Raw genomic sequence first — 21,365 nt, 5'->3', positions numbered from 1 at the left:
TCACGACAGGCGCAGCCGGCGTTCGGCGATACGGTAGAGCGGTCGGAACAGCAGGCGGTTGATTGCGATGACGAACACCGACATCACCATGATGCCGAGGAGGACGCGCGCACCGTCCCCCGCCGCGGTCGCATCGGCGATATAGCTGCCGAGGCCGCGCGCGCGCAGGTGGGTGTCGCCCCACGATACCGCCTCGGCGACGATGCTGGCGTTCCACGATCCGCCCGACGCGGTGAGCGCGCCGGTGATGTAATAGGGGAAGATGCCCGGCAGGATCAGCCGCCGCCACCAGAGCAGCCCGCGCACCCCGAACATCCGGTGCGCCTCGAGCAGGTCGTTGGGGATCGCGCTCGCGCCGGCGATGACGTTGAACAGGATGTACCATTGCGTGCCGAGCACCATCAGCGGCGACAGCCAGACGTCGGGATCGGCATGCCAGCGGACGATCGCCACCACCGCGATCGGGAAGAGCACGTTGGCGGGGAAGGCGGCGAGGAATTGCGCGATCGGCTGGACGCGCGCGGTCCAGCGCGGGCGCAGGCCGATCCAGACGCCGACCGGCACCCAGATCAGGCTGGCGATGGCGATCAGCACGACGACGCGCAGCAGCGTCAGCAGACCCGATCCGAAGGCGGTCCAGGCATCGGCGGGCGTCAGCGTCGTGCCGAGGAAGCGCACCGCATAGACGGCGGCGGCGGATGCCGCGATCAGCACCAGCCCCGTCCATAGCCGCAGCCCGAGCGGACGCGCCGCGGCGCTGGTGGTGAAGCGACGATGCTGGACCATCAGCCGCGGCGCCGGCTCGGCGAGCGCGACGAGCGCGGCGACGCCGCGGAACGGCGCGGTCAGCGCGGGGAGCAGCCGCGCGCGGCGGAACAGGTCGAACACCCAGGAGCGCGGCGGATCGCCGCTTGCGGTCTGTTCGACGCGGAAGCGGTCCGCCCAGGCGATCACCGGGCGGAAAACGAGCTGATCGTAGAGCAGGATGACGATCGCCATCGCCGCCACCGCCAGCGCCACCGCGCCGAGATCGCGCCGGTCGATCGCCACCGCGAGCCACGATCCGATGCCGGGCAGCATCACCTGCGTATGGCCGACGCTGATCGCCTCCGACGCGACGACGAAGAACCAGCCGCCCGACATCGACATCATCGCATTCCAGACGAGGCCGGGCGCGGCGAAGGGCCATTCGATGCGCAGCAGCTTGCGCAGCGGCGACAGGCCGAAGCCGCGCGCCACTTCCTCCAGGTCGCCCGGCACCTGGCGCAGCGACTGGTAGAGGCTGAACGCCATGTTCCACGCCTGGCTGGTGAAGATCGCGAAGATCGCCGCGCACTCGACGCCGACGCGGCTGCCGGGGAAGAGCCCCATGAAGGCGGTGACGGTGAAGGTCATGAAGCCGAGCACCGGCACCGATTGCAGGATGTCGAGCGCGGGGATGATGACCAGCTCGGCACGGCGGCTCTTGGCGGCGGCGGTGGCGGCGACGAGCGTGAAGACGAACGAGGCGGCGAGCGCGGCGAACAGCCGCAGCGTGGTCAGCAGCGCGTAGCGCGGCAGCGCGGCGGCATCGAGCGTGATCGGTTCGACGCGCAGCCGGCTGAGCGGCTCGACCGCATCGCGCACGCCCGATACCGTTCCGACCGCCACCGCCGCGAGGATCGCGAAGACCGCAAGATCGGACCAGCCGAGCGTCGCCCCCAGCCGTCGTGGGCTGAAGCCGAGGAAACCGATGCGATGGAGCGCGCGTGCCTCAGACCCGGCCACGGCCGCACCCGATCGGCAGCGCCCCGGCGGGGGCGTCGGTTGACGAAACGCGCGCAGGCGCGCGAGCGAAAGCGAGTGTCATGCGACCTCCAAGGCGGTTCGGGCCCGGTGGATCGCTGGCGGTCAGCGTGTCGCTGGCGCGTGCGCCCCGTCAGGCCCGGGGAAGACGATCGGATGCAGAGACGCTGCAGCGTCTACTGTCTCCGTCGCCGGTGGTGGGGCTGGATCGGGGCATTGTCGTCCTGTGTCCGCCGGGCGATCCGCTCGCCCGGCTGTCGCGCCCATACACCCGGGCCGAAATGGATCAAGCTGGAATATGGACGTCGGCGACCGGCATCGGCACGGCGACGCCGAGGTCGGCCAGCGCGAGATCGAGATAGCGCCGCGCCGCCTCGCGCCACCGGAATCGCGCGGCGCGGGCGCGGCCTGCGGCCGACAGCGCGGCGCGTGCCTCCGGATCGGCGAGCAGGCGGCGGATCGCGGCGCGCCACGCCGCCGCATCGAGCGCGGGGACGAGCATCGCGCCGTCCGCGCACACCTCCGGCATCGCGCCGGCGTGCGAGGCGATCGTCGGGCAGCCGAGTGCCATCGCCTCGAGCGGCGGCAGGCCGAAACCTTCGGTGGTCGAGGGGAACAGGAACAGCGCGGCGTGGCGCATCAGGGCGGCGAGGTCGGCATCGTCGACGCGGCCGGTGAAGCGGACGCCGTCCGGGACGCGCAGCCCGCGCTCGCTCAGCGTTCCGCGATCGGGACCGCCGAACAGCACCAGCCGGCCGGCGAGATCCGCGTCGGGCGCGACCGCGTCGAAGATCGTCTGTACGTTCTTATGCGCATGGAAGCTCGAATTGGTCAGCACATAGCCGCCGGGCGTCAGGCCGAAGCGTGCGAGCACCGCATCCGACACCGGCTGGGTCAGGACGTGATCGATGCCGTTCGGTACCACCTCGATATCCGCGCGGTCGCAGACAGCATAGCGGACGAGCTGCTCGCGCGAGAAGTGCGAGACGGTGACGAGCCGCTGATAGTGCCGCGCGACATAGGGGGTGATCATCCCGTACAGCACCTTGCTGCGCAGCCCGTGCGAGGCGGGGCTCGACCGGAATTGCGCATCGTGGACGACGACGCAGCCGCTGCGGCGCACGACCGGCGCGGTATTGGTGAAGTTGATGCAATAGCGGCCGCGCAGCGCGCGCGGCAGGTCGAGCTGTTCCCACAGCAGGCCGGTATGACGGCCGACCTCTTCGACCGCGATCCTTTGAAGCGTGATCCGTTCTGCCCCGCCGGGCGGCGCGAGCAAGGTGACGGTGACGCCGCGATAGTCCGGCGTGGCGAGCAGCGTATCGATCGCGCCCGTCACCTCGCGCGCGACGCGCGGCATGCCCTCCAGCGTCGCGAGTAGGAATTTGCCGTTGATGACGATCTCGGCGGCGGTACGCCGGATGGGATCGTAGAACATGCCGCAGGCCCTCGCCAATGATCGTAGCGGCGTTCCTGTAGCGGCGGCGTTGTTAAGATTACGCTTCGGTCCCCATCACGTAGCGACGAGGGCGCTGGCGTCGAGCCGATCGATCGTGGTGCGACCGGTCAGCGCCATCGCGACGCGCATCTCGGCCTCGACCAGTTGCAGCATCTGCGTGACCGCCGCTTCGCCCCCGGCGGCGAGCGCATAGACCCAGGCGCGGCCGAGCAGCACGCCATGCGCGCCCAGCGCCAGCATCCGCACCACGTCGAGCCCCGATCGCACGCCGCCGTCGGCGAGCACGGTCAGGCGGTCGCGCACCCGCGCCGCGATTGCCGGCAGCGCCGCCGCGGTCGAGGGCACGCCGTCGAGCTGGCGGCCGCCATGGTTGGAGACGACGATGCCGTCCGCGCCGAGGCTGGCCGCCGCTTCGGCATCCTCGACGTCGAGGATGCCCTTGATGATCAGCGGCCCGGTCCAGCTCTCGCGGATGAATTCGAGATCGCGCCAGCTTACCGTCGGATCGAAATTGTTGCGCATCCAGGCGAAGAAATCCTCCAGCCCGGTGTTCTTGCCGAGCACCGGCGCGACGTTGCCGAGCTGATGCGGTCGGCCGCGCACGCCGACGTCATAGGCCCAGCCGGGCCGGCGCATCGCCTGCCACGTCCGCCGCGCCGCGCCGCGCAGCCCCGCCGCCCCCGCGAGACCGGACCGGTAATCGCGATAGCGCGATCCGGGCACCGGCATATCGACGGTGAAGACGAGCGCGCTGCACCCCGCGTCGCGCGCCTGCGCCATCAGCTCGCGCATGAAGCCGCGGTCGCGGATCATGTAGAGCTGGAACCAGAAGGGCGCGTCGGCGGCGGCGGCGACCTCCGGGATCGGGCAGGCGGAGACGGTCGACAGGCAGAAGGGGATGCCGGCCTTGTGCGCCGCGCGCGCCGCCTGCACCTCGCCCCGCCGCGCGTTGAGCCCGGCAAGGCCGATCGGGGCGAGGGCGAGCGGCAGCCGCTGAGTCGTGCCGAACAGGCGGGTCGAGAGATCGAGTGAGGAGACGTCGGTCAGCACCCGCTGGCGCAGCGCAATCGCTTCAAGATCTTCGATATTCCGGCGGAGCGTCACCTCCGCATAGGAACCGCCGTCGATATATTCGAACAGGAAATGGGGCAGGCGGCGGCGGGCAATCTCGCGAAAATCGAGCGTAGAGGCGGCTTTCATGCCGCGCGTTATGCCAGAGCACCGCCGCCGCGGCGAGCATCAACCGTCGTTCGCCTCGCGGATCCGCTCGCTGAGCACGGTCGCGAAGCCGAGCCAGGCGACGAGCGGCACCGCCGTCGCGGCGGCGGGGCGATCGATCTTCGCCGCGGTGGCGGCGAACCCTGCGCTGGTTACCAGCATCGCGCCGGCGGCGGCGGTGCTGCCGGCGAGCGCGTGGCGGCGGAAGAAGATCTCCGTCCATCCGCCGATCATCGCGCTGGTGCCGAGCCACAGCGCCACCGCCGCGGTGCGTGTGGGGCCCGCGGGCTGACGCAGGACCCGATAGCCGCCGATCGCCATGCCGGTCTCGAGCACCGGCCAGACCGCGCCGAACACCGCATCGGGCGGTGTGAAGCCGGGTTTGTCGAGGCGGCGATACCAGCGCCGGATCGCGGGATGGTCGCCGGCGGGCGAATTGCGGCGGCCGAGCCATGCGCTGGCGCCGAGCACGCCGGCGACGATCCCCAGAGCGGCGAGGCGCGGCAAGGCGGGCGGGCGGGGGGCGTCGGTCATGGCGGGTCCTCGTGGCGCGGCGCGGTAGGCGTCGTCATCGACATAGCGACGGGGCGGCGGCGAGGTTCCGGTATGAGGATGCTTGCCCGGCGCGCACCGGTCGCTACCAGCGCGGCGATGGACCTCGACGATCAGATCCGCCATTATTTCGGCAGCGACACGCTCAATGCCGTGCCGCCGCCGGCGCTCGCCGCCGGAATCGAGCGGATGACGGTCGACCTCTGGCTGGAGCGCGACCGCGCCCGCCGGTTCGCATTGTGGACACTGCTTTACATGTTCGACGCGGCGCCGCCGCTCGATGAGGTCTTCGCCGAGGCGGCGGATCGCGACGCGGCGCGAAACTGGATGGACCTGTCGGCGCGGCTGCTCCCGGAGGACTGAGCCTCAGCTGCGGGTGAGGGCGACGCCGAGCGCCACCATCCCCGCCATCGCGACGGCGAGGCAGACGATCGCCAGCAGGATGATGCGGCGCACGGCGGCGGCGTTGCGGTCGTCGGGCATCAGGGCGTCTCCTTGGCGGGGCTCAGCAGCTCGGCGAGCGTGACGGGGGCGAAGCCGCGCGGATCGACGCCGACATCGAACTGGCGCGGCATGGGCTTGAGGCGGCCATGGCTGTGGCCGTGCAGGTTGAGCGCACCACGATGCTGGCCGTTCCAGCTGCGGAAGGGATAATGGCAGAGGACGAGTGACTGGCCGTCGAGCGTCAGTTCGGCATAGTCGCCGACGCTCGCCCAGCCGGCGGCGGCGCGCGTCGCGTCGGGATCGTTGTTGCCGGCGAGCAGATGCTTGGTGCCGTTGAGTTGGGCGAGTAATGCGGCGACATCACCGGCGCGGCGCGCGACGTCGCCGAGATGCCAGACGGTGTCGTCGGGGGCGACGCGGGCGTTCCAGCGTGCGATCAGGCCTGCGTCCATCGCCGCGGTATCGGCGAAGGGGCGGCGCTGGATGTTGATCGTACGGTGATCGCCGAAATGGGTGTCGGCGGTGAAGAAGACGGCCATCAGCCGCCAACGCGCGCATCGTAACGGCGTTGCGCCGCCTGCACCTCGGGCATGCGCGTTTCCGCCCAATCGATCATCAGCCGCAGCGCCGTGCGCAGGTCGCTGCCGAGCGGGGTGGCGCGATAGCGGACGGTGACCGGCACCGTCGCCTCGGCATGACGCGTCACCAGCCCGTCGCGCTCGAGTGCCCGCAGCGTCTGGCTCAGCATCTTCTGCGAGATGCCGCCGATCCGCTGCCTGAGCTGGCCGAAGCGCAGCTCGCCATCGCCGAGCAGCAGCAGGATGAGCACGCTCCATTTGTCGCCGATCCGGTCGAGCAGCCGGCGCGTCGGACAATCGGCGGCATAGGCATCGCCGCGCAGGACAGCCGAGGTTACCTGCGGGATACCAACTATGGTCGAAGTGCCGTCTTGCGTCATCGGTCACCCATAGCGACGTTGGTCACCAACGGAAACCATGAGGTGAGTCGACATGACGGTGACGGTGCTGGGGGCGAGCGGGCGCGCAGGCGCGGCGATCACGCGGGAGCTTGCGCGCGGGGGCATCGCGTGCGCGGTGTCGCGCGCAGGCCGGAGGCGATCCCGGTCGCCGACGGGGTGGCGCCGGTGGCGGGCGATGCGCAGGATGCCGGGGCGCTCGCCGAGCTGGTGCGCGGCAGCGATGCGGTGATCAGCGCCCTGCATTTCGACGTGACCGCGGACACCTTGCTCGCCGCCTTGCGCAAGGCGGGGGTGCAGCGCCTGCTCGTCACCGGCGGGGCGGCGAGCCTGGAGGTCGCGCCGGGCCAGCGGCTGTTCGACACGCCCGACTTTCCGCCCGAATGGAAGCCGATCGCCGCCGGCGGCATCGCCTTCCTCGAATCATTGCGGCAGGAGCGCGCGATCGACTGGACCTTCCTGTCGCCACCCGCATGGATCGAAGAGGGGCCGCGCACCGGCTCCTATCGCACCGGCGGCGATCGCCTGCTTACCGATGCGCAGGGGCAAAGCCGGATCAGCTTCGCCGATTATGCCATCGCGATGGTCGATGAATATGAACGGCCGCAGCACAGCCGCAGCCGCTTCACCGTCGCTTATTGAGCGGCGCGCAGCGGCGCGAGGCGGCCGCGCAGCATCGTCGCGAAGCGGGCGAGGTCGCACCCGTCGGGCGCGCAGCCGGGGATGGCGAGCGGCGTCACATCGACCGCCGGCGACAGCGCGCGCAATGTGTCGGGGGATTGCGTGCGATAGCTCGCCCGGACGAACCGGCGGCCGCTTGCCGGATCGAGCACGCGTTCGAGCCAGATCGCGCCACCGGGGGCGACATCGCCTTCGGCATAGCCCGGCGCGCGCAGCGGCACATGGAGCACGGCTGCGAGAGCGGTGACGTTGGTATCGTGGCCGACGAGCACCGTCACCGCCGGCACCTCGGCGTCGGTCAGCGCGGCGAGCAGGGCGCGACCGAGCGCCGCGCTCTGGTGCGCCGCCATATAGGGGGGGCGGGTGAAGACGTCGAACAAGGCGGCGTGCAGCGCGCCGACGCGTTGCAGCGCGGCGGCATCGACCGGTGGCCAGCCGGGCAGCGCCAGCCCCTCGGCATATTGCAGCAGCAACACCTGCGCGGTACCCGAGGTGGTGCGGATCGGCCCGGTCAGGTCGATGCCGCGTCCGTCCGCCGAAGGCGTGACGCGGGACGGCAGCATCGGGCTGCATCCCTGCGGGTCACCGCAGCCGAGCAGCCGGTCGAGCGCGGCGATGTCCGCGGCATGGCGGCGGGCAAGCGCATCGACGCCGCCGGTGTAACGCCGGATATCGGCGACGGCCGCGGCGGCGTCGAAGCGGGTGACGCCGGCGCGCAGCGGCTCGAACAGCGGATCGGCCCGATCGGCCGACAGGTGCTCGACCGGAAGCGGACAGCCGGGCGCGAGGCCGCGCGCGAACGCCTTGCCGCTTGCGATCGTCCGCTCGGCGGTGTTGCTGTGGATGCGGATCGCCCCCGCCGCCGGACAGCCGTCACTCGGCAACAGGCCGTCGGCGAGCAGCACCGCACGATCCGCCGCGGCGAGCAGCGTCAGCGCCTGCGCACCGTGCGGGGTGAGATGCTCCGCCGGCACCGGCCAGTGCGGCCAGGGCGCGGCGGTGCGCGTCCCGGCGGGCGCCTCGCCGTCGATCGGCGCGCGCACGCCGTGGCGGATCAGCATCACCACCCGCTCGACCCGCAATGCCGGCTGTGCGGCGAGCGGGGCGGGGATCAGCAGCAGGGCGGCGGCGAGCAGGCGGGGCAGGGTCATGGCGCGCGCCTATCGCGGCTGTAAGTCAGCCCGGTGACAGATCAGAACAGCCCGTCCTCGTCATAAGCGGGGTGGCCGATCAGCGCCATGCCCGGCAGCAGGAAGTCGACGTGAATGTCGCGCTCGCTCGCCATCGTATAGAGATCGGCGATCGCCGGCAGCAGCGTCCGCAACGCGCCTTCGTCCGCCGGGGCGGGGACGGGCGCCGCCTCCGCCCATTCGCTGAGCAGCGCCTGCACCTGTGTGATCGGTCCGCCGAGTGCGAATTCGCGGCCCAGCTCCGCCGCGCTCGTCTCGAGCAGCGCGACCAGCCGGCGCGCATCCTCGCTGCCGTCGCGGACCAGCCGCTCGGTCCGCGTCACCGCGGTGCGGATCGTGGTCAGCGCGCGGCCGAGCCGCGCGCCGCCGTCGATGCCGGCACCGTCGTCGCCGAGCAGGCGTTGCGCGCTACCCAGTTCGCCGATCGTCCGGCCGACTTCGGTGGCGGTCGTGCCGAGTCCCGACGCCGACAGGTCGACCTCCTGCGCCACCACCGCGACGGCGCGACCGAAGTCGCTATGCTGCCGGCACAGCAGCCGGGTGTTGGTGGCGATCTCCTGCACGTCGGTGCGGATCGCGCCGAGCCCGTCGAGACGCGCGGTGAGATCGCTGACGGTCGCCGCGATCAGCCGGCCCATCTCCTCCGCCTGTCGCTGCGCCGCCCTGAGCGGGACGATGATCCGGTCGGCATCGCTGACGCTGCGGTCGAGCCGGATGAGCGTTCCGCGATCCACTCCACCCGCCTTATCGGCGAGGAGCGCGCCGAGCGCGGCGACGTCGGGGAGCAGACCCTGGAGATTGGCGATCAGCGCGCCGGTCTCGCGCTCGAAGTCGTGGACGATCTGGGCGAGCTGCGCGGCGAGCAGCCGCTCGACATGCGCGCGCGCCGCGGGCGGATAGGTGCGGGCATCGAGCAGCTCGAGCGCGGCGACGACATGGTCGAGCCGCTGGCGGGTGCGATCGCCGATCTGCATCGCGTGCAGCAGCCGCGCGACCTTCGCCTGGATCGCCCGTGCGATCGCGCCGACGCGCACGGCGATCTGCGCGTTGCCCGAACGATGCTCGCCAAGCGCGCGGGCGTCGGCGAGCAGCCGCTGCGGCAGCGCCGGCACCGCATGGGCGCAATCGCCGGCGAGCCGCCGGTCGGCCTGCTGCACGCCGACGACCGCCGCATCGAGCGCGTTGAGCGCGCGGATCACCTCGGTCAGCAGCGCCTCGCCCGCGGCGATCTTGTCCTCCATCCCCTCGACGAAGCTGACGAACTGCGCCTCGCCCGCGGCGGCGATCTTGATGTTCATGCCGTATGCGCGGAGCATGCGCAGCGAGCGGTGCATGTCGAGCACGTGCGCGCGAAGCAGCGCGGCGATGTCGGTGATCGTCGCGATCCGCCGGCCGCGTGCCGTCAGCGCGGCGGGCAGCGCGGTGATCGCCGCGGCGACCTCGGCAAGATCGTCGGTGGCGGCGTCGGCGTCGCGCGCATCGAGCGCGGACACGATCGCGTCGAGCCCGCCGACGATCTGCTCGCTCAATTCGATCGCCGCCGCCAGCGCGTCGCCGGCGCGGACGAAGCGCGCGTCGAGCTCGGCGGCGATCTGCGTCAGCGCGTAGCGGATCGGCGGGGGCGGGGGGCTGGCGACGACCAGCTCGCGCGTGCCTGGCGACATCATCGGCTCCTCCTAGCGGGTGGCGGCGAGCAACAGCTCCGCCGCAATCGATTCGAGCGGGACGACACGGTCGGCGGCGCCGCGCGCGATCGCCTCCTTGGGCATGCCGAAGACGATCGAGGTCGCCTCGTCCTGCGCGATCGTGCGGGCGCCCGCTTCCTTCATCTCGAGCAGGCCGCGCGCGCCGTCGTCGCCCATGCCGGTCATGATCACGCCGACCGCATTCGCCCCCGCACTGCGCGCCGCCGACCGGAACAGCACGTCGACCGACGGCCGGTGCCGCGACACCAGCGGGCCGTTGCGGACGGAGACGACATAGCGCGCGCCCTGGCGGTTGAGCATCGTATGGTTGAGCCCGCCGGGCGCGATCAGCACGCGGCCGCGCAGCACCGAATCGCCGTCCTCGGCCTCCTTGACGTCGACCTCGCACATACTGTCGAGTCGTTTGGCGAAGGCGCGGGTGAAGCTTTCGGGCATATGCTGGACGACGACCATGCCGGGCGAGTCGGCGGGCAAGGCGGTGAGCACCTCGCGCAGCGCCTCCGTCCCCCCGGTCGAGGCGCCGACACACACCACCATCTCGGTCGTGCGGCTCATCGCGCGGCCGCTCGGCGGCGGCAGCACCGCATCGGCGGTGAGCCGGCGCTGCGGCGTGCCGGTCGCCGCCGGTCGCCGGCCGAGCCGTGCGCGCGCCGCGCCCTTCACCGTCTCGCAGATCTGGGTATGCGCCTCGATCAGATGATCGGCGACGCCGACCCTCGGCTTGAGGATGACGTCGACCGCGCCCGCGTCGAGCGCCTGAAGCAACGTCTCCGATCCGTCCTCGATCAGCGAGGAGCACATCACCACCGGCGTCGGGCATTGCGCCATCAGCCGGCGCAGGAAGGTGATGCCGTCCATCCGCGGCATCTCGACGTCGAGCGTGATGACGTCGGGCACCTCCGCCTGGATGTAGCGCGCCGCGGCGAAGGGGTCGGCGGCGGCGGCGATCACCTCGATCCCCGGGTCGGCGGAGAGGATCTGCGTCATCGCCTGGCGCACGCTGGCGCTGTCGTCGATGATCAGCACGCGGACCGGTTTGGCGCCCATCTCAGCGCTTCCGGAAGATCGTATTGCCGACCAGTTCGAGCGGCAGGTCGAGATCGGCGAGCGATTCCGAATGGCCGAGGAACAGGTGGCCGCCCGGTTGCAACGTGTCGAGCAGCCGCCGCACCACCCGTTCCTGCGTCGGCCGGTCGAAATAGATCAGCACGTTGCGGCAGAAGATCATGTCCATTGGCACGCCGACCGGATAATGATCGTCCATCAGATTGAGCCGGCCGAAGCTGATCGCCTGGCGCAGCGCCGGGACGATCCGGACCTCCTCGCGATCGGGGGCGGTCGCCTGCAATATGTAGCGCTGGCGCAGCGCCGGCGGCACCGGGTCGACCGCGGCGCGCGGGAAGATGCCGCGCCGCGCGATCCCCAGCACCTCGGTATCGATGTCGGTGGCGAGGATGTCGAAGGCGGGGCCGCCGCGATCCTGCATATAGGCGTCGAGCAGCATCGCCAGCGTATAGGGTTCGGCCCCGGTCGAACAGCCCGCGCTCCAGAGACGCAGCCGCGGGCGGCGTTCGGCGGCGAGCACCGGCAGCAGCGTCCGCGTCAGAAAGTCGAAATGGCCGGGCTCGCGGAAGAAGTCGGTCTTGTTGGTGGTGACCGCGTTGAGCAGATGCTCCGCCTCGACCGCAAGGCCGTCGTCGTCGAACAGCCAGGCGCAATAGTCGCCGAGCGTCGCATGGCCGGTGGCACGCAACCGCCGACGCAACCGTCCGCTCAGCATCGTCGTCTTGTTCGAGGGCATCTTGATGCCCGACATGTCGGTGACGAAGGCGGACAGGCGGGCGAAGTCGCGCGCCGACAGCACATCCTCGGCGATCGGCTGCGAGGCGAGATCGTTCACGTCGCCACCACGCTCGCGCCGGGGGCGGTCGATTGCGTCAGCACCGCCTCCATGCCGTCGAGCACGCCCCGCAGGTCGAGCAGTCCGACGAAGCCGCCCTCGCGCCGCAGCACGCTGACGACGTAGCGCGAATGCCAGGCGGTGCCGGTGTCGGGCACCGCCTCGATCGCCTCGGCCGCCCAGGTACTGACGTCGAGGACGCGATCGACGACGAGGCCGATGACCAGCGGCCGGTCGGCAGCGGTCACCGCCTCGACCACCAGCACGCGCGTCGCCACCGTCGGCGGCACGGTCGGCAGGCCGAGGCAGGTGCGGAAATCGACCAGCGGGACCGACAGGCCGCGCACGTCGCACAACCCGATCAGCCAGTCGGGCGCGTTGGGGACGCGAAAGGCATTGGTGTGATCGAGGATTTCGCGGACGACGGCGATCGGCAGCGCGAACAGCTCTTCGCCGATGCCGAAGACGATCGTCTGGAGCGGCGCGGCGGAGGCGGGGGCGGGGGCGCTCATGCCGCGCGTCCGAAATCGGCATCCTCGGCATCCGCACCGCCGGCGCTGAGGTCGAGCGCATAGCCACGCACCTGCGTCGGATCCGACGCATCGGGGCGGGCATGGGTCAGCCGGGCGGTACGCGTCGTCCGCGGCAGGGCGTCGCGCGATGTCCGCTCGGCGCGGGCCGCTCGCCGCGGCGCGACGGCGGCGGTGGCGCCGCGGGGCCCTTCGACGCGGAAGAAGCCGATATTCTGCTGCAGGTCACCCGCCTGATCGGCGAGCGTCGCGGCGGTGGCGCTGATCTGGTCGGAGGCGGAGGCATTCTGCTGCGTCACCGTATCGAGCTGCTGGATCGCCTGGTTGATCTGCCCGGCGCCGATATCCTGTTCGCGGCAGGCGGCGCTAATCTCGGCGACGAGTTCCGCGGTGCGCGAGATTTCGGGGACGAGCCGGACGAGCATCTCGCCCGCCTCCGTCGCCGCGCCGACCGTATCGGCGGCCATCGCGCTGATCTCGGTCGCGGCGCTCTGGCTGCGCTCGGCGAGCTTGCGCACCTCGGCGGCGACGACCGCGAAGCCCTTGCCGTGGTCGCCGGCGCGCGCCGCCTCGACCGCGGCATTGAGCGCGAGCAGGTCGGTCTGCCGGGCGATCTCCTGGACGATGCCGATCTTGCCGGCGATCGTCCGCATCGCACCCGCGGCGCGCTGCACCGCCGCACCGCTGCGCTCCGCCTCCGCCGAGGACTGGCGGGCGATCTTCTCGGTCTGCATCGCGTTGTCGGCGTTCTGTTTGATATTGGCGGCCATCTGCTCCATCGAGGCGGAGGCCTGTTCGGCGGCGGCGGCCTGTTCGGTGGCACCCTGGCTGACCTGTTCCGAGGTCGAGGACAGCTGCTGGCTGCCGGCGGCGACCTGATCGGCGGCGACGGTCGCGTTCTGCGCGACGTCGCGCAGCCGCGCGGTCATCGTCATCAGCGCCTGACCCAAGCGGTCCTTGTCCGACAGCGGCCGATGATCGACGGTCAGGTCGCCGGCGGCGATCCGGTCGGCGAGCGTCGCGCTCTGGCGCAGCGACGTGACCATGCGGTTGACCGTGTCGACGAGGTCCTTGATCTCGTCGTTGCTGGTGACGACCACCTGCTGGTCGAGGTCGCCGATCGCCACCGCGTCGAGCGCGGTGCCGACCCGCTTCAAGCCGCGCGACACCGCGGTCGAGATCCATATCGCAGCGCCGCTGGACAGCAGCACCGCGATGAGGCCGACGCCGAGCAGCAGGTTGCGCGCGTCGGCATAGAGCACGTTGGTCGCCTCATCCGCGTCACGCATCGCCGCGCGTTGCCGTTCGACGATCGTCGCGACGTCGCGCACCAGCGCCTCGACCAGCTTCTTCTGCTCGATCTCGGTCAGCTCCGCGGCCTTGGCATTCTCGTTGTTGACGCCGAGCGTGCTGATCCGGTCGAACACCGGCTTCAGCGCCTGCCAATCCTGCGTGGTCTGCCGCCACAACGGCTTGTTCCTGTCGGGTGCGCGCGCTTCGCCGGCGGCGAGCAGAGCCTCGAACTCGCGCTGCCGGCGCGACGTGTCGGCGCTATAGTCGGCCATGATCCGCTGATCGGTGTTCAGCGCCAGCGCCTTTTGGTTCGACAGCATATAGCCGAGATCGGAATCCATCTGTCCGGCGGTATCGAGCTGTTTCGCCGGTCCGGCGACGATCGCGCTGATCGCGGTGTTGAGCGTGTTCGACCGGGATATGCCGAGGGTGACGACGACGAGCAGCAATATGGTAAGCAACGCAAAGGTGCCCGCCAGTTTCATTTTCAAAGTTGCACGCACGATATTGTTCCTTGTCTGTTCGGTGGCCGGTCGGCGGGTCATGTCGCGCGGAGGATCATCCCCGCGCGGGCGGCGGCGCTTATGCCGCGCGGCCGAAATCGGCGTCCTCGGCGTCGCCCGCGCCGTGGCTGAGGTCGAGCGGATAGCCGGAGCGCGACGGCAGCGGTGCCGGGATCGCCCGGGTCCGCGGCATCGGCGCCTTGCTGCCCTTGACCAGCTTGGCGGCGCGGCGCGGCGGCGCGGCGGGGGAGACGCGCGTCACCGTCGCCTCGCGGCGGCGGTCGTCGATCCGGAAGAAGGCGATGCTCGCCTGCAATTCCTCCGCCTGTTCGGCGAGCGAACCCGATGTCGCGCTGATCTGTTCGGAGGCGGAGGCGTTCTGCTGCGTCACCGTGTCGAGCTGCTGGATCGCCTGGTTGATCTGCGTCGCGCCGACGTCCTGTTCGCGGCAGGCGGCGCTGATCTCGGCGACCAGTTCGGCGGTGCGGCGGATTTCGGGGACGAGGCGGGTCAGCATCTCGCCCGCTTCGGCGGAGGCATTGACGGTGTCGGACGACATCGTGCTGATCTCCGCCGCGGCGGCCTGGCTGCGCTCGGCGAGCTTGCGCACCTCCGCGGCGACGACGGCAAAGCCCTTGCCGTGTTCGCCGGCACGTGCCGCCTCGACCGCGGCGTTGAGCGCGAGCAGATCGGTCTGGCGGGCGATCTCCTGGACGATGCCGATCCGTTCGGCGATCGTCCGCATCGCGGTGACCGCGCGGTTGACCGCGACGCCGCTGCGCTCCGCCTCGGCGGAGGATTGACGGGCGATCTTCTCCGTCTGCAACGCATTGTCGGCGTTCTGTTTGATGTTGGCGGCCATCTGTTCCATCGATGCCGAGGCCTCCTCGGCGGCGGCGGCCTGTTCGGTCGCGCCCTGGCTGACCTGTTCGGAGGTCGAGGAAAGCTGCTGGCTGCCGGCGCCGACGCTGTTCGAGGCGGCGATCGCGTCGCTGACCACCGCGGTCAGCCGGTCGATCATCAGCACCAGCGCAAGGCCGAGCGTGTCGCGATCCGACAGCGGACGATGCTCGACGGTCAGGTCGCCATTGGCGATCCGGTCGGCCAGCCCCGCGACGATGCCGAGATTGGTGGTCATCGTTGTCAGCAGCGTGCCGACCTCGCTGCTCAGCCCGCCATAGTCGCGCTCCAGCCGCTGCGACAGGTCGCCGAGCGATACCGCGCCGACCACCCGCGACACGTCGCGGAACGCCGCCTCGACCGCCTGCGCGCTGCCCATCATCCGGCCGACCTCGTCGCGGCGATCGCTGGCGAGGGGCGTTGCGAGCCGCCCGAGCATCTCGGCGACCCGTCCGACCGGGCGGGCGATCGTCACCGTCATGCCGATGCCGATCAGCACCACCGTCACCAGGGTGAGCCCGGTGCCGATCAGGATCGTCGTGACGATCGTCGCGAAGGCGGCGGCCTGCGTCTGCGACCGCTCCGCCATCAACCGATTCTCCTCGCCGATCACCGCGGCGATCTCGCTGCGCAGCGCGTCGAACACCTGCTTGCCGCTGCCGCTCGTCTCGATCGCGCGCGCCTGCGCGACGCTGCGCGGATCCTGCATCAGCGCGATCGCCCGTTCGGCGACGCGGCTGCGCCAGTCGTCGACCAGCCCGCGGATCGTCTGCAACCGCTGCTGCTGGCGCGGATTGTCGGCGGTCAGCCGCTGCGCTTCCTGGACGGCGGCGTCGAGCGCGCTGGCACCCTTGCGATAGGGATCGAGGAAGCGCGTGTCGCCCGACAGGAGATAGCCGCGATAGCCCGTTTCCTGATTGACCGCATTCTCCTGGATACGGTTCGCCGCGCCGATCACCGCGAAGGTGTGCTGGTTCATCTCGGTCGCCGCCCTGAGCGCGTTCGACTTGCTATAGATGACCGCATTCGCGCCGATCGCGCAGAGCAGCAGGACGGTGAAGCAGACGAACAGCTTCTGGGGTATCGACAGGTTGGTAAAGGCGTTCACGAGGCGGGTCCTCTCCGATACTTTGGTTTGGCGGGGCGGGATCAGGCGGCGGAAAAGATGAGGTCGAGGTCGGGCAGCACGACGATGCCGCCGTCACGCTGGACGAGGCCGCGGACGTGCTCGCGGCGCCAGCGCAGCCCGACCGCGGGCGGTGGCTCGCAATCGGTCGCCGACAGCGTCGTCACCTCGTTGACGCGATCGGCGCGCAGCCCGACGAGTTCGCTCGTGTCGCCGATCTGCTGCGAGATCACGACGATGCGATTGTCGCGCCCGGTCGCCGCCGGCGGCATGTCGAACGGCTGGCGCAGGTCGACCAGCGGGATGACGCGGCCACGGAAGTTGATGACGTGGCCGACCAGCGGATCGGCACCCGGCACCACGGTTTCGGGCATCAGATCGAGGATTTCCTGCACCTTGACCGCTTCGAGCCCGAAGGTCTCGCCGCCGACGTCGAACAGCAGCATCTCGAGGTCGCCATGGGCGGACCAGGGCAGGGAAGTCGTATCGGTCATGGCTTATACCGCGGCGTAGCGCCGCTCCTCCCGGGGCTGCGCGAGATCGACCAGATGGCCGATGTCGAGAATGAGCGCGACGTGACCGTCGCCGAGGATCGTCGCGCCGGAGAAGGCGCCGACGTTGCGGTGGAGCATCGACATCGACTTGATGACGGTCTGATGGTTGCCGATGATCTGATCGACGACGAGGCCGACGCGCTCGCTGCCGATCGAGACGACGACGATCTTCTGATAGGGGTCGGGTTCGGTGCCGGTGGCGAACAGCTCGCGCAGCCGGACGAACGGCACCAGCCGGTCGCGCAGGCTGATCAGACTGCGGCCGTGCGAGCGGCGGTCCTCCTCGGCACTGAGTTCGAGGCATTCCTCGACCGCGCCGAGCGGCAGCACGTAGCGCCCGTCGCCGACCCGGACGAGCAATCCGTCGATGATCGCCAGCGTCAGCGGGATGCGCAGCGTGATCGTCGAACCCTCGCCCTCGATGGAGGCGAGGTCGATCGTGCCGCGCAGCGTCTCGATCGTCCGCTTGACCACATCCATGCCGACGCCGCGCCCCGACAGGCTGGTGACCTGCGTCGCGGTCGAAAAGCCGGGCGCGAAGATGAGCGCGAGCAATTCGTTATCGGTGAGCGGCTGGTCCGGCTGGATCAGGCCGTTCTCCTCGGCGCGGGCGCGGACGCGGGCGCGGTCGATGCCGCGGCCGTCGTCGTGGACGGTGATCACCACCTCGCCGCCGGCATGATGCGCCGACAGGCGGACGGTGCCGGTGGCAGGCTTGCCGGCGGCCTGGCGCACCTCGGCGGGTTCGAGGCCATGGTCGCAGCTGTTGCGGACGATATGGACGAGCGGATCGAACAGCCGCTCGATCACCGTCTTGTCGATCTCGGTCGCCTCGCCCTCGGTGATCAGATCGATCGTCTTGCCGGTATCGCGGGCGAGGTCGTGGATCAGGCGGCGGAAGCGGCTGAACAAGGTGCCGACCGGCACCATCCGCAGCCCCATCATCGTCGCGCGCAATTCGTCGGACAGCCGCTCGATCTCCTCGGAGACGGATCGCAGCGCGACGCCGCCGTCCTGCTGCGCGAGCTGCGACAGCCGGCTCTGCGCGATGACCAGTTCGCCGACGCGATCCATCAGCAGGTCGAGCCGGTCGGCGGGGACGCGGACGCTCTGCGCCGCGGTGCGGACGAGGAGCTTGGCGGCCGGCTCGCCGTCGTCGTCGTTCGCCGCCTGGCCTTGCGCCGCGACGACGGGATCGGGTTCGTGCGCGACCGGCGCCTCGTCGACCGGCGCCTCGTCGATCGGCAGGGCGTCGGCCCCGGCCGGCACCGCCTCCGCCGCGATCGGCGCGATCTCGAGCAGCATGTCGTCCATGACGAACAGGAAGACGTCCTCGATCGCCTCGCGGCCGACGTCACCGATCAGCGTCACGTCCCAGCCGAGATAGCAGTCGCGCACGTTGAGCGCGGGCAGCGGCGGCACGCGATCGGTCCGCACGGTGACGGTGCAGTCGCCGAGCGCGCGTAACTCGTCGAGCAGCATCAGCGGATTGGTGCCGTTGCGCATCGAGTCGCGCGGCAGCTGGAAATAGAGGCGCCAGCCGCGGCGCGACACCGGCGTGGGCGGCTCGGCACCGGCGGCGGCGCTGACCGCGGCCTCCAGTCGCGCAAGGATCGCCGCATCCTCGCCCGGCGCGGCATCGCCGTCGAGCAAAGCGCGCATATGGTCCGCCGCCGACAGGATCACCGCGACCAGCGCGGCGGTCGCCGGCACGACGCCCTTGCGCACCTTGTCGAAGGCGCTTTCGCAATGGTGGGTGAAGGCGGCGAGCGCGTCGAAGCCGAACATCGCGCCCGACCCCTTGAGCGTGTGCAGCCCGCGGAACACCGCATCGACCAGCGTCTTGTCGCCGAGCTGATGGTTGAGATCGAGCAGATCCTGCTCGAGCCCGTCGAGCAGTTCCTCCGCTTCGACACGGAAGGCGGCGGCGGGATCCTCGCTCACCGGCCCAGCACCTTGCGCGCGGTCTTGATCAGCTGCTCGGGCTCGAACGGCTTGACCAGCCAGCCGGTCGCGCCCGCCTCGCGCGCCTGCGCCTTGATGTCGCCATCCGATTCGGTGGTGAGGAACAGGATCGGCACGCCGGCCTGATCGGGCTGTTTGCGCAGCTCGCGGATCATCGTCAGCCCATCCATGTTGGGCATGTTGAGATCGGTGACGATCAGGTCGAACCGCGTCTCCGCCGCTTTCGCCAGCCCTTCGAGCCCGTCGCCCGCCTCGGTCACCGCATAGCCCGCGCCGGTCAGCGCGATGCGGATCGCCATGCGCAGGCTGGCGCTGTCATCGACGGTGAGGATGGAAGCGGTCATTGCGGCAGATCTCCGTGGAACCAGAATGTTGCGTCGGCAGGGACGATGGCGGTGAGGAAGCCCGCGGCATCGAGCAGCGTGGTGAGGCGGGCGTCGGCGGGCTGGGCGAGGCGCAGATCGTGGCCGATCTGATCGGCATGCCGCCGCGCCGAGACCAGCAGTTGCAGGATGCTGAGGTCGATCCGCGTCGCTTGGCTGAGGTCGATCACCGTATCGGCATGCGCGTCGATCGACTCGAGCAACGGACCGGCGATGTCGCCGATCGATTGCAGGCACGCATTCTCATTGAACACCAAGCTATTGGTGGCCATCATCTTTGCCTCACTGACCCGATCCTACTGTCGCCCCGCGACTGCGACGAAGCGTCAGCCGGAAGCGGGTGTAAGAGAAACTATGTCGGATATGGACAGGATGAATTGATGATAGGTTAACGCTGCCGCGCGCGCGGCGGAAAAGCGCAGCCGGCGCAGCGGCGTGCCGCCCGCTGTCGGGGGGCAGGCGGGCCGCATCGTCACCCGATGCGGCCGGAGCAAGACTTAGCGGTGGGTGCGGATCTTGGTGCCGAGCAGCACCAGCCGCGGGCCGCGGATGCCGAACCAGTGCGGCACCCCGGCGGGGACGAGGAAGACGTCGCCGGTCTTGAGCGGCTGGGTCGTGCCGCCGGCGATGCGGCTGCCCTCGATCAGGTCGGCGCGCGTCGTCTTGGCATCGACGAGGCTGCCGCCCGAGATCATCTCGCCGGCGCCGTCGACGACCATGACATATTCGGCGTCATCGGGATGCACCGCCGGCCGGCCGGGCGCCTTCCAGATCTCCAGCGCCGCGATCTGGCCATCGGCCTCGACCAGCGGCTGATAGGCGAAGCCCTGGCCGGGCTTCATCGCGCGGTCCATCGCCGCGACCTGCGCGTGGAGCGCCTGACCCGTCGCATGGCGGGCGGGGGCGCTGCTCTGGGCCGCGAGCGGCACGGCGGCGACGGCCGCGCATAGCAGCGCGGCGGAGCGGGCGGCGATCACGCCCGGCCGTCCAGCCGGATCGTCCGCCCCTCGCGCGCCGACCGGTAGATCGCCTCGACGATCCGCATGTCGCGCAGCCCCTCTTCGCCCGAGACGATCGGCTCGGCACCGCTGCGGACGCATTGCGCGAGGTGATCGAGCTGGCCGGCGAATTGCGTCTTGGCGGGACCGGCGGGCGGCGTCACCTCGCGCTCGCGGCCGTCGCGGCCGGTCCACATGTGATTGCCGTCGTAGCGCGTCGCCGGTTCGAGCTCGATCCGCCCCTTGTCGCCCATCAGCAGGATATGGTTCTGGTTGGCGCTGTACATCGACTGGCAGCCGGCGATCGCGCCCGAGGGGAATTCGAGCGTCCACTCGATCATGTCCTCGACCTCGGTGAAGCGCGGATCGCGCCGGTCGGTGGATTCGCGGGCGGTCACCGCGATCGGCTCCTCGCCGGTCATGTAGCGCGCCGCCTGGAGGCTGTAGACGCCCATGTCCATCAGCGAGCCGCCGCCGGCGAGCGCGCGCTTGAGCCGCCAGGCCGAGGGGCTGCCCTGGGTGAAGCCGTGTTCGGTGCGGACGTAGCGGATCTTGCCGGCCGCGCCGCTGCGGGCGAGGCGCATCGCCTCGAGGTTGAACGGCTCGAAATGGCAGCGATAGCCGATCATCAGCTTGCGATTGGCGCGCTTGCACGCGGCAATCATCGCCTCGCATTCCGCCACCGACACCGCCATCGGCTTTTCGCACATGACGTGCTTGCCGGCCTTGGCGGCGCGGATTGTATATTCGGCGTGCATCGAATTGGGCAGGCAGACATAGACGATGTCGACATCGGGATTGTCGCGGATCGAATCGAAATTGGCGTAGGAATAGACCGAGCGCGCGGGCAGGCCGTGCTCCGCGGCGACGCGCTGCGCCTTGGCGGGATCGCCGCTGACCACCGCGGCAAGGCGGCTGTGCGTGCAATTGGCGAATTGCGGGATGATGACGCCGAGCCCGTAGGTGCCGAGCCCGACGATCGCATAGCCGAGCGGACGATCGGGCGCGGCACGCGCGATGCCGCTGGCGCCGACGGTCAGCGCAGCGGCCGAGAGCAACAGATCACGACGGGCGATATCCAAGCGCTTCCTCCCCTGGCGAAGTCGCGCTCCGCCGTTTGACGTCGCTCCGGCGAGCGATCTGTCCCGGGCCGCGATTCACGACCCGGCCTTGTGGTAGTCGAGGCGGTCGGACAGATTCAA

21 protein-coding genes are annotated in these 21,365 nt (G+C 70.5%); 2 read left to right on the top strand and 19 right to left on the bottom strand.

Annotated features, from left to right (window positions below):
* From V8201_RS10595 to V8201_RS10580, 4 genes are all read right to left on the bottom strand, one after another.
* Positions 1–1,650, bottom strand: a complete 1,650-nt coding sequence (locus V8201_RS10595; protein ID WP_336545306.1) for an ABC transporter permease — start codon at positions 1,648–1,650, stop codon at positions 1–3.
* Between the two features lie 421 nt (positions 1,651–2,071).
* Complete coding sequence (locus V8201_RS10590) at positions 2,072–3,223, bottom strand: glycosyltransferase family 4 protein (RefSeq protein WP_336545254.1); 1,152 nt, start codon at positions 3,221–3,223, stop codon at positions 2,072–2,074.
* 75 nt (positions 3,224–3,298) lie between these two features.
* Positions 3,299–4,444 carry an FMN-dependent L-lactate dehydrogenase LldD gene (lldD, locus tag V8201_RS10585; protein WP_336545253.1) on the bottom strand — a complete coding sequence of 382 codons (1,146 nt, stop codon included), beginning with the start codon at positions 4,442–4,444 and terminating at the stop codon, positions 3,299–3,301.
* Between the two features lie 39 nt (positions 4,445–4,483).
* Positions 4,484–4,996: a TspO/MBR family protein gene (locus V8201_RS10580; RefSeq protein ID WP_336545252.1), complete on the bottom strand. Its 513-nt coding sequence runs from the start codon at positions 4,994–4,996 to the stop codon at positions 4,484–4,486.
* A gap of 117 nt (positions 4,997–5,113) precedes the next feature.
* Here V8201_RS10580 and V8201_RS10575 point away from each other — a divergent pair, with 117 nt between their 5' ends.
* Positions 5,114–5,377 carry a hypothetical protein gene (locus tag V8201_RS10575; protein WP_336545305.1) on the top strand — a complete coding sequence of 88 codons (264 nt, stop codon included), beginning with the start codon at positions 5,114–5,116 and terminating at the stop codon, positions 5,375–5,377.
* 119 nt (positions 5,378–5,496) lie between these two features.
* Here V8201_RS10575 and V8201_RS10570 read toward each other — a convergent pair whose 3' ends face one another.
* Positions 5,497–5,997 carry a metallophosphoesterase family protein gene (locus V8201_RS10570; RefSeq protein ID WP_271298974.1) on the bottom strand — a complete coding sequence of 167 codons (501 nt, stop codon included), beginning with the start codon at positions 5,995–5,997 and terminating at the stop codon, positions 5,497–5,499.
* A complete protein-coding gene (locus tag V8201_RS10565) occupies positions 5,997–6,416 on the bottom strand; it encodes a winged helix-turn-helix transcriptional regulator (protein ID WP_336545251.1) in 420 nt (139 codons plus the stop codon). The genes V8201_RS10570 and V8201_RS10565 overlap by 1 nt, the downstream gene beginning before the upstream one ends.
* Positions 6,417–6,545: 129 nt before the next feature.
* On the opposite strand from V8201_RS10565, the gene V8201_RS10560 reads away from it, so the two are divergent.
* Positions 6,546–7,076, top strand: coding sequence for an NAD(P)-dependent oxidoreductase (locus tag V8201_RS10560; protein ID WP_336545250.1), 531 nt, complete (start codon positions 6,546–6,548; stop codon positions 7,074–7,076).
* Here the strand turns inward: V8201_RS10560 and V8201_RS10555 are convergent.
* The 13 genes from V8201_RS10555 to V8201_RS10495 all read right to left on the bottom strand — a co-directional run bounded on the left by V8201_RS10555 (position 7,070) and on the right by V8201_RS10495 (position 21,245).
* Complete coding sequence (locus tag V8201_RS10555; RefSeq protein ID WP_336545249.1) at positions 7,070–8,266, bottom strand: histidine-type phosphatase; 1,197 nt, start codon at positions 8,264–8,266, stop codon at positions 7,070–7,072. The two genes, V8201_RS10560 and V8201_RS10555, sit on opposite strands and share 7 nt — an antisense overlap.
* Before the next feature lie 41 nt (positions 8,267–8,307).
* A complete protein-coding gene (locus V8201_RS10550; RefSeq protein WP_336545248.1) occupies positions 8,308–9,972 on the bottom strand; it encodes a hypothetical protein in 1,665 nt (554 codons plus the stop codon).
* 9 nt (positions 9,973–9,981) lie between these two features.
* Positions 9,982–11,058 carry a protein-glutamate methylesterase/protein-glutamine glutaminase gene (locus V8201_RS10545; RefSeq protein WP_037533737.1) on the bottom strand — a complete coding sequence of 359 codons (1,077 nt, stop codon included), beginning with the start codon at positions 11,056–11,058 and terminating at the stop codon, positions 9,982–9,984.
* Position 11,059: 1 nt separating this feature from the next.
* Complete coding sequence (locus tag V8201_RS10540) at positions 11,060–11,911, bottom strand: CheR family methyltransferase (protein WP_336545247.1); 852 nt, start codon at positions 11,909–11,911, stop codon at positions 11,060–11,062.
* A complete protein-coding gene (locus V8201_RS10535) occupies positions 11,908–12,423 on the bottom strand; it encodes a chemotaxis protein CheW (RefSeq protein WP_336545246.1) in 516 nt (171 codons plus the stop codon). Before V8201_RS10535 ends, V8201_RS10540 begins: the two co-directional genes overlap by 4 nt.
* A complete protein-coding gene (locus tag V8201_RS10530) occupies positions 12,420–14,219 on the bottom strand; it encodes a methyl-accepting chemotaxis protein (protein WP_336545245.1) in 1,800 nt (599 codons plus the stop codon). The genes V8201_RS10535 and V8201_RS10530 overlap by 4 nt, the downstream gene beginning before the upstream one ends.
* Before the next feature lie 97 nt (positions 14,220–14,316).
* Positions 14,317–16,245 (bottom strand): methyl-accepting chemotaxis protein, encoded by a 1,929-nt coding sequence (locus V8201_RS10525; RefSeq protein WP_336545244.1) that lies wholly within the window; start codon positions 16,243–16,245, stop codon positions 14,317–14,319.
* Positions 16,246–16,286: 41 nt separating this feature from the next.
* The gene (locus V8201_RS10520) at positions 16,287–16,757 is read right to left on the bottom strand and encodes a chemotaxis protein CheW (RefSeq protein ID WP_037535407.1); all 471 of its coding nucleotides are present in this window, start codon (positions 16,755–16,757) and stop codon (positions 16,287–16,289) included.
* 3 nt (positions 16,758–16,760) lie between these two features.
* The gene (locus V8201_RS10515) at positions 16,761–18,761 is read right to left on the bottom strand and encodes a chemotaxis protein CheA (RefSeq protein ID WP_336545243.1); all 2,001 of its coding nucleotides are present in this window, start codon (positions 18,759–18,761) and stop codon (positions 16,761–16,763) included.
* Positions 18,758–19,126, bottom strand: coding sequence for a response regulator (locus V8201_RS10510; protein ID WP_037535405.1), 369 nt, complete (start codon positions 19,124–19,126; stop codon positions 18,758–18,760). Before V8201_RS10510 ends, V8201_RS10515 begins: the two co-directional genes overlap by 4 nt.
* Positions 19,123–19,437, bottom strand: coding sequence for an STAS domain-containing protein (locus V8201_RS10505; protein ID WP_037535412.1), 315 nt, complete (start codon positions 19,435–19,437; stop codon positions 19,123–19,125). Before V8201_RS10505 ends, V8201_RS10510 begins: the two co-directional genes overlap by 4 nt.
* 225 nt (positions 19,438–19,662) lie before the next feature.
* Positions 19,663–20,142 (bottom strand): cupin domain-containing protein, encoded by a 480-nt coding sequence (locus V8201_RS10500; protein WP_336545242.1) that lies wholly within the window; start codon positions 20,140–20,142, stop codon positions 19,663–19,665.
* Positions 20,139–21,245, bottom strand: a complete 1,107-nt coding sequence (locus V8201_RS10495) for a Gfo/Idh/MocA family protein (RefSeq protein ID WP_037535404.1) — start codon at positions 21,243–21,245, stop codon at positions 20,139–20,141. The genes V8201_RS10500 and V8201_RS10495 overlap by 4 nt, the downstream gene beginning before the upstream one ends.
* Positions 21,246–21,365 lie beyond the last annotated feature (120 nt).

Origin of the sequence: Sphingomonas kyungheensis, from assembly GCF_037120395.1 — a bacterium.
GTDB classification, from domain to species: domain Bacteria; phylum Pseudomonadota; class Alphaproteobacteria; order Sphingomonadales; family Sphingomonadaceae; genus Sphingomonas; species Sphingomonas kyungheensis.
Note: the sequence above shows the minus strand (reverse complement) of the source record. Positions and strands in the feature narration are given on the sequence as shown.

What these genes read in the sequence shown, in the direction of transcription:
- V8201_RS10510 (WP_037535405.1), bottom strand. Translation starts at nt 19,126, where the DNA reads ATGACCGCTTCCATCCTCACCGTCGATGACAGCGCCAGCCTGCGCATG.
- V8201_RS10505 (WP_037535412.1), bottom strand. Translation starts at nt 19,437, where the DNA reads ATGGCCACCAATAGCTTGGTGTTCAATGAGAATGCGTGCCTGCAATCG.
- V8201_RS10590 (WP_336545254.1), bottom strand. Translation starts at nt 3,223, where the DNA reads ATGTTCTACGATCCCATCCGGCGTACCGCCGCCGAGATCGTCATCAAC.
- V8201_RS10545 (WP_037533737.1), bottom strand. Translation starts at nt 11,058, where the DNA reads ATGGGCGCCAAACCGGTCCGCGTGCTGATCATCGACGACAGCGCCAGC.
- V8201_RS10555 (WP_336545249.1), bottom strand. Translation starts at nt 8,266, where the DNA reads ATGACCCTGCCCCGCCTGCTCGCCGCCGCCCTGCTGCTGATCCCCGCC.
- V8201_RS10575 (WP_336545305.1), top strand. Translation starts at nt 5,114, where the DNA reads ATGGACCTCGACGATCAGATCCGCCATTATTTCGGCAGCGACACGCTC.
- V8201_RS10530 (WP_336545245.1), bottom strand. Translation starts at nt 14,219, where the DNA reads ATGAAACTGGCGGGCACCTTTGCGTTGCTTACCATATTGCTGCTCGTC.
- V8201_RS10550 (WP_336545248.1), bottom strand. Translation starts at nt 9,972, where the DNA reads ATGATGTCGCCAGGCACGCGCGAGCTGGTCGTCGCCAGCCCCCCGCCC.
- V8201_RS10565 (WP_336545251.1), bottom strand. Translation starts at nt 6,416, where the DNA reads ATGACGCAAGACGGCACTTCGACCATAGTTGGTATCCCGCAGGTAACC.
- V8201_RS10580 (WP_336545252.1), bottom strand. Translation starts at nt 4,996, where the DNA reads ATGACCGACGCCCCCCGCCCGCCCGCCTTGCCGCGCCTCGCCGCTCTG.
- lldD (WP_336545253.1), bottom strand. Translation starts at nt 4,444, where the DNA reads ATGAAAGCCGCCTCTACGCTCGATTTTCGCGAGATTGCCCGCCGCCGC.
- V8201_RS10570 (WP_271298974.1), bottom strand. Translation starts at nt 5,997, where the DNA reads ATGGCCGTCTTCTTCACCGCCGACACCCATTTCGGCGATCACCGTACG.
- V8201_RS10535 (WP_336545246.1), bottom strand. Translation starts at nt 12,423, where the DNA reads ATGAGCGCCCCCGCCCCCGCCTCCGCCGCGCCGCTCCAGACGATCGTC.
- V8201_RS10520 (WP_037535407.1), bottom strand. Translation starts at nt 16,757, where the DNA reads ATGACCGATACGACTTCCCTGCCCTGGTCCGCCCATGGCGACCTCGAG.